This is a genomic window from Acidiphilium sp. PM (assembly GCF_000219295.1).
Lineage (GTDB): Bacteria > Pseudomonadota > Alphaproteobacteria > Acetobacterales > Acetobacteraceae > Acidiphilium > Acidiphilium multivorum.
Window position 1 is genome coordinate 1 of record NZ_AFPR01000078.1, and the last position, 2,734, is coordinate 2,734.

The following is a 2,734-nucleotide window of genomic DNA, read 5'->3' on the forward strand; positions in this document are numbered from 1 at the left end:
CGCACCAGCCCAGTCTGGATCAGGACGGCGACCAGCAGGAAGAGGCCGGAGGCGAGGTTCTGGTAATACGAGCTGAGATTGCCGATCTGGTCGATGACGTTCTCGATGACGCCGAGCAGCAGCACGCCCGAGAGGGCGCCGGCCATGGTGCCGACGCCGCCGGTCAGCAGCACCCCGCCGATGACGGCGGCGGCGATCGAGCGCAACTCGTCGCCCTGCCCCGCCGTCGACAGGCCGGAGGAGAGATGCGCGCCCAGCAGCGCGCCGGCGAGGCCCGCCAGCGTGCCCGACAGCACGTAAGTCGCGACCTTGACGGTGGCGACCGGGACGCCGAGCATCCGCGCCGCCTCCTCGTTGCCGCCGATCGCGAACACGGCGACGCCGAAGCGCGACCGGTTCAGCACCAGCGCCGCCAGCGCGAAGCCGGCGAGCAGGATCCAGATCAGGTTGCCGACCCCGAGCAACGTGCCGTTGGCGATCTGGCCGAACAGGCCGGGGTGGACGATGACCATGCTGCTCCTGGCCAGGACGAGGTCGAGGCCGCGCACGCCGAGCAGGGCGGCGAGCGTGACGATGAACGGCGCCATGCCGGCGCGGGCGATCAGCAGCCCGTCGATCAGCCCGACCGCCGCGCCCGCCAGGCAGGGCACCAGCAGGGCGGGCACCCAGCCATAGGGCACCGCATAGGCCGCCAGCACCGAGCCGAGGCCGATGACCGAGCCGACAGACAGGTCGAACCCGCCGAGAATGATCACGAAGGTCTGGCCGATCGTCACCAGGCCGACGAAGCTCGCCGCGACGCCGATATTCTCGAAATTGTTGACCGTCGCAAAATACGGGAAGACCGCGCTGGCGATGACCGCGGCGATGGCGAGGACCACGATGGCGCCGCGCGACCGGATCAGCGCGATGATCCGCGCGCGGCGTTCGGTGTCCGGTGCCGCGATGCCCGCACCGGCGGCTGGCGCGCCGCTCATCCGCCGGCCCGCTGCAGGTACAGCGCGGCGACGATGAAGGCCGCCTTGAGGATCTGCGCGTAGCTGAAATTGATGTCGTTCATGATGAAGCTCGCTCCCAGGACCTGCAGCAGCAGGACGCCGAAGACGCCACCGGCGATCGAGACCCGGCCGCCGGAGAGCGGCGTGCCGCCGATCACGGCCGCGGCGATCGCGTCAAGCTCGAAATTCAGCCCGATATAGTTGGGATCCGCCGCGCCGAGCCGGGCGGCGGCGAACAGGCCGGCAAGCCCCGCGAGCAGGCCGCTCGCCGCATAGACGGCGAACAGCGTCCGCCGCACCTTGATGCCGGCGATCACCGCCGCCGCCTGGTTGGCGCCGATGAAGACGAGGCTGCGCCCGAAGACGGTGGTGCGCACGACGAGGGCGACCGTGGCGGCCAGCGCGAGGGCGATGATCGCGACCATCGGCACCAGCGACACGGCGCCGATGCCGAGCCAGTCGAACACCCCGCCCGTGGGCAGCGACACGCGCGATCCGTCCAGCAGCGCCTCGGCCAGGCCGCGGGCGGTGACCAGCAGCGCCAGGCTCGAGATCAGCGGATTGATGTCGAGGAAGGCGATGAGCGCGCCGTTCAGCAGGCCCACCGCGAGGCCGGTGCCCAGCGCCGCGACGACGGAAACACCCGCGCCGCCCGGCAGCGCCAGGGCCATCACCGATGCGGCGAGCGCCATCGACGAGCCGACCGACAGGTCGATCCCCCGCGTGCCGATCGCCAGGCTCTGCCCGAGCGTGATGAGGATGATCGGCGCGGCCTGGAACAGCAGGTTGCGGATCACGATCGGGTTGCGGAACCCCGGCGTGAAGATCAGGTCGACGATCACCAGCAGGGCGAAGGCGATGTAGACGCTCTGCGCGCGCAGCATCGCCGCCGGCGTGTCGTGGCCGGCGCGCGCCGCAAGCCCGGCAAGGCGGGACGGCCTGTTCATGACGGCGCTCATGCTCCCGCCCGCTCGTGCGGGGCGGCCAGCCGGTCGAGCACATCCTGCACGCCGGCGCCGGCGGTTTCCATCGTGTCCGCGACACGTCCCTCGTCGAGGATCACCAGCCGGTCGGCCAGCACCATCAGCTCCTCCATTTCCGAAGACGTCACCAGCACGCCGAGGCCGCGCTCGACCAGGCGGCGGATCGCGTCGTGCACCTCGGCCTTGGCGCCCACATCGATCCCCCGCGTCGGGTCGTCGAGCATGATGGCGCGCGGGTCGGTGGCGAGGCAGCGGGCCAGCAGGACCTTCTGCTGGTTGCCGCCCGAAAGCGAGGTGATGGGCGCTTCGGCGCCCGCCGTCTTGATCCCCAGCAGGCGGACGAACTCGGCCACCATTTCGGCCTGCCGGCGGCGGGAGACGAAGCCGTAGCGGGAGATGCGCCGCAGCGCGCAGGCCGTCAGGTTCTCCGCGACCGAGAGCTTCGGAAAGATCCCCTCCGCCCGCCGGTCTTCCGACAGGAAGGCGAGGCCGGCGGCAATCGACCGCTCCGGCGCGGGGGCGGGCAGCGGCCGGCCGCCGACCTCGACCGTGCCGGCACCCGGCGTCTCGATCCCGAAACTCGCCTTCATCGTCTCGGTGCGGCCGGAGCCGAGCAGGCCGGCCAGGCCGACCACCTCGCCGGGCATGACCTCGTAGGACACGTCCCGCACCCGGTTGCGCCAGGTGAGATGGCGCGCGGCCAGCGCGGGGCGCCCGAAGCCGCCGCGCGCGGCGCGTGCTGGCGTGCAGCGT

General features: G+C 71.8%; 3 protein-coding genes. All 3 read right to left on the minus strand.

The genetic code is table 11. From position 1 onward, the window contains the following. A partial coding sequence (locus APM_RS03265) for an ABC transporter permease (protein ID WP_007421930.1) occupies positions 1-977 on the minus strand: 977 nt, incomplete at its 3' end. Beyond that, positions 974-1,945 (minus strand): ABC transporter permease, encoded by a 972-nt coding sequence (locus APM_RS03270; protein ID WP_007421931.1) that lies wholly within the window; start codon positions 1,943-1,945, stop codon positions 974-976. The genes APM_RS03270 and APM_RS03265, both read right to left, overlap by 4 nt. Positions 1,946-1,953: 8 nt before the next feature. Beyond that, positions 1,954-2,734 (minus strand): ATP-binding cassette domain-containing protein (locus tag APM_RS03275; protein ID WP_007421932.1); only part of this gene is annotated, 781 nt, incomplete at its 5' end.

What these genes read in the sequence shown, in the direction of transcription:
- APM_RS03270 (WP_007421931.1), bottom strand. Translation starts at nt 1,945, where the DNA reads ATGAACAGGCCGTCCCGCCTTGCCGGGCTTGCGGCGCGCGCCGGCCAC.